At 72.5% G+C, this 4006-nt stretch carries 3 protein-coding genes; 1 reads left to right on the top strand and 2 read right to left on the bottom strand.

Going from position 1 to position 4006, the window contains the following annotated elements; translation table 11 throughout:
* Nucleotides 1-783, bottom strand: a 783-nt coding sequence (locus tag FDZ70_07370; protein ID TLM74027.1) for a hypothetical protein, incomplete at its 3' end; no start/stop codon positions are given.
* Between the two features lie 99 nt (nucleotides 784-882).
* Here FDZ70_07370 and FDZ70_07375 point away from each other — a divergent pair.
* Nucleotides 883-2940, top strand: a complete 2058-nt coding sequence (locus tag FDZ70_07375) for an ATP-dependent helicase (protein TLM74028.1) — start codon at nucleotides 883-885, stop codon at nucleotides 2938-2940.
* Between the two features lie 17 nt (nucleotides 2941-2957).
* On the opposite strand, the gene FDZ70_07380 is transcribed toward FDZ70_07375, so the two are convergent.
* Nucleotides 2958-3650, bottom strand: coding sequence for a DedA family protein (locus FDZ70_07380; GenBank protein ID TLM74029.1), 693 nt, complete (start codon nucleotides 3648-3650; stop codon nucleotides 2958-2960).
* Nucleotides 3651-4006 lie beyond the last annotated feature (356 nt).

The raw sequence follows: 4006 nt of genomic DNA on the forward strand, positions 1-4006 counted from the left end.
TTCCCGCGTGTATTCCTCGACGTAGCGCGCCAGCGTGCCGACGCGCACGGCCGCGGCCTCGCCGTCCGCCAGCTCCAGGGTCGGCAGGCCGCCGACCACGGCGAGCCCGTCCGCGCGGGCGGCGGCGTGCAGCCGCGCGAACGCCTCCCAGCGCAGGCCGCCGCCCGCGTGGATGCCGGCGAAGCCGGCGGCGTGCGCGGCGTGGAGGAAGGCGCGGGCGTCGCCGTCGGTGTGCAGGACGGCGGGGACGTCCTCATCGAGCGCGACCTCGACCAGGCGCGCCATGCGCGGGAAGACCTCGTCGAAGGCGAAGTCGGGCGGGACGAGCGGGCCTTCCGACGACGCGAGGTCGTCGGCGATCACGAGCACGGTCGCTCCGGCGGCAAGCCCGCGGTCGACCTCCTCGGAAGCGGCGAGCGTGCGCACCTCGAGGTCGTCCGCGAGCGCGGCGGGGTCGGTGGCGGCCAGCGCGATCGACGCCGTCCAACCGCGCTCGGCGAGTGTGATGCCGAGCGGGCCCTCGACAGCCCACGCCACTGCGGCGCCGGCCTCAATCACGGCGGCGGCGGCCTCGTCGGCGTCGGGGTACGCGGCCGGGACGAACGCGAAGTCGAGCCGCAGGTCGCGCACCGCGGCGGCGAGCGCCTGCGGGAACTCGGCGTCGCGGGCGAAGAACGAGAGGGCCTCGGGCGTGGCGTAGGTGATCCCCGCGGGCGCGGGCGTTCGCGCGGCGCCCGCCAGCGCGAGCGCCACGCGGGACTCGGATGTCGGGTGCGTGGTCATGGACGCAGTGTAGCGCGCCCGCGATGCGAACGCTTGTTCGATGTCAGCCGCCCGTGCTACGCTCGCCGCCAAGGCGAACACGTGTTCGGGAGGCCAAGCATGGAAGCGGATGGGACGACCTCGATCCTCGACGGGCTGAACCCCGAGCAGCGCGATGCGGCGCAGCACGGCGACGGGCCGTTGCTCGTGGTCGCAGGCGCGGGCACCGGCAAGACGACCACGCTCGCCCACCGCGTCGCGTGGCTGGTGGCCGAGGGCGTCGAGCCGTCGCGCATCCTGCTGCTGACGTTCACGAGGCGCGCCGCCGAGGAGATGCTGCGTCGCACCGACGCGCTGCTCGCGCGCGTGGAGCGCCGCTACCGCAGTTCGGAGAAGGTGTGGGGCGGCACGTTCCACGCGGTCGCCGCGCGGCTGCTGCGCCTGCACGGGCGCGCGGTCGGGCTCGACCCGTCGTTCGGGGTGCTCGACCGCGGCGACGCCGAGGACCTCATGGGCGTCGTGCGCGGAACGCTCGGCCTCGGATCGGCGTCCAAGCGCTTCCCACAGAAGGGCACCTGCCTCGACATCTACGGGCGCTGCCTCGACTCGCGCAAGCCGCTCGATGAGGTGCTGCGCGAGTCGTACCCGTGGTGCCGCGACGCCGCCGATGGCCTGCGCGAGCTGTTCACTGCCTACACCGACCGCAAGCAGGCGCTCGGCCTGCTCGACTACGACGACCTGCTGCTGTTCTGGCGCGCCCTGCTCGCCTCGCCGGAGGGCGACGCCGTGCGCGAGCGCTTCGACCGCATGCTCGTCGACGAGTACCAGGACACCAACGCGCTGCAGGCCGAGATCGTCGACCTGCTCGCGCCGGGCGGGCGCGGCGTGACCGTCGTGGGCGACGACGCGCAGGCGATCTACTCGTTCCGCGCGGCGACGGTGCGCAACATCCTCGACTTCCCCGCCACGCACCCGGGCACGCACGTCGTCACGCTCACGCGCAACTACCGTAGCCACCAGCCGCTGCTCGAAGCGACCAACGCGGTGATCGCGCTGGCCGCCGAGCGGCACGCCAAGGACCTGTGGTCGGAGCGCACCGAGGGCGGCCGCCCGTCCGTCGTGGGCTGCTCCGATGAGGCCGAGCAGACCGACTTCGTGGTCTCGCGCGTGCTCGAGCTGCGCGAGTCCGGGCTCGACCTGCGTCGCCAGGCGGTGCTGTTCCGCGCGTCACACCACTCGCTGGACCTCGAGCTCGAGCTGGCGCGTCGCAACGTTCCGTTCCGCAAGTACGGCGGGCTGCGCTTCGCGGAGACCGCGCACGTCAAGGACCTGCTCTCGGTGCTGCGCCTCGCCGAGAACCCGCACGACGAACTCGCCGGCTCGCGACTGCTCGACCTGGTGCCGGGCATCGGCCCGCAGCGCGCCCGGCGCCTGCTCGCCGACCTGCGCGACGCCGGCGGTGACTTCGCGGTCTGGGAGCGCTTCGACCCGCCGGCGGAGGCGAACGGCACCTGGACCGAGCTCGTCGCGACCGTGCGCGCGCTGACGGCCGCGCCCGCGGGCGACGTGCCGGCGCAGGTGCACCGCGCGCGCTGCCTCCTCGGCCCGCTCGTCGAGCGCCGGTACGACGAGCCCGCCGCGCGCCTGCGTGACCTCGAGCAGCTCGAGCTCGTCTCCTCGCGCTTCGAGAGCCGCACGCGCTTCCTGACCGAGATCGCGCTCGACCCGCCCTCGTGGACCGAGGACCTCGCCGGCCCGCCGCTGCTCGACGAGGACTGGCTCACGCTCTCCACGATGCACTCGGCCAAGGGGCTCGAGTGGGACGCCGTGTACGTGCTGCACGCCTCGGACGGCAACGTGCCGGCGGACATGGCGTGCGGCTCGCCCGAGCAGATCGAGGAGGAGCGGCGGCTGTTCTACGTCGCGTGCTCGCGTGCCAAGGAGCACCTGTACGTGTGCCACCCGCGCAAGTACTACACGGTACCGCGCAACCCGTTCGACACGCACGGATACTCGCAACTGACGCGCTTCCTGCCCGAGCGCGTGCGCGCGGCGTTCGCATGCGAGGAGGCGCGCACGAGCCTGCCCGAGCGCGAGGAACCGGACGGCGGCGCGGTGGCCGGCTCGATCACGCCCGCGGACATCCGCGAGCAGGTGAAGGCGGCTTGGAGCGCGTGACGAGCGGGGGCGCGGCGTCAGTCGAAATTGAGCGGTTCGTCCGGTGCGCCCTCGGGGTGCACGGGCAGGCCGCGCTTCGCGGCCATGCGGTCCTTGGCCCAGTGCCACACCCCCGGCACGATCGACAGCGCGATGATCGCGAGGATCGCCAGCGTGAAGTTCTCCTCGACCGCCGGGATGGCGCCGAAGAAGTAGCCCAGCGTCACGAAGCCGCCGATCCACGCGAGCCCGCCGCCGAGACTGAACGCAAGGAAGCGCGGGTAGCGCATGTGGCCCAAGCCCGCCACGAACGGCGCGAACGTGCGCACTATCGGCACGAAGCGCGCCATGATGATCGCCTTGCCGCCGTGGCGGTGGAAGAACTCGCGCGTGCGGTCGAGGTACTCGGCCTTGAAGATCCGCCCGCCGCCCTTGGCCATCCACTTCGCGCCGATCGTGCGACCTATCCAGTAGTTCGAGTTGTCGCCGGCGACCGCCGCCGCGAACAGCAGCAGGTAGACGACCCAGACGTTCAGCTTGCCCTGCGCCGCGAACGCGCCGGCGGCGAAGAGCAGCGAGTCGCCGGGCAGCAGCGGCGTGACCACGAGTCCGGTCTCGCAGAAGACGATGGCGAACAGGATCGCGTAGGTGGCCGCGCCGTAGGTGGCGATGATCTCGAGCAGGTGCTCGTCGATGTTGAGGATGAAGTCGACGGGATTGAGCACGGTCACTCCCCTCCCGCATATGCGGAGTAGATGCGCTCGACCTCGGAGCGCCAGTACGCCTCGCGGTCCGAGATGTCGCGCCCGAGTTGTGCGGCGAACGCGAAGTAGCCCTCGCCCGGCATCCCGGTGGCCTTGCTCACCACGAGCGATGCGAGCATGACACCGCGCTCGGCGTCCTCCTCGGAGCACACGTCGTGGAGCATCCCGAGCAGCGCTCGCGAGCGCGGGAACAGCCGGATCGCGTGCAGCGAATCGCACAGCTCGCCGTAGGTGACGGTGCGGCGCTCACGGGCCGCTTCGCGGAGCAGCTCCTTCGCCTCGACCTTGGCGGCGAGCCAGTCGTCGAGGGGGAAGCCGAAGCG

The organism is Actinomycetota bacterium (assembly GCA_005774595.1).
Lineage (GTDB): Bacteria > Actinomycetota > Coriobacteriia > Anaerosomatales > D1FN1-002 > D1FN1-002.

What these genes read in the sequence shown, in the direction of transcription:
- FDZ70_07375 (TLM74028.1), top strand. Translation starts at nt 883, where the DNA reads ATGGAAGCGGATGGGACGACCTCGATCCTCGACGGGCTGAACCCCGAG.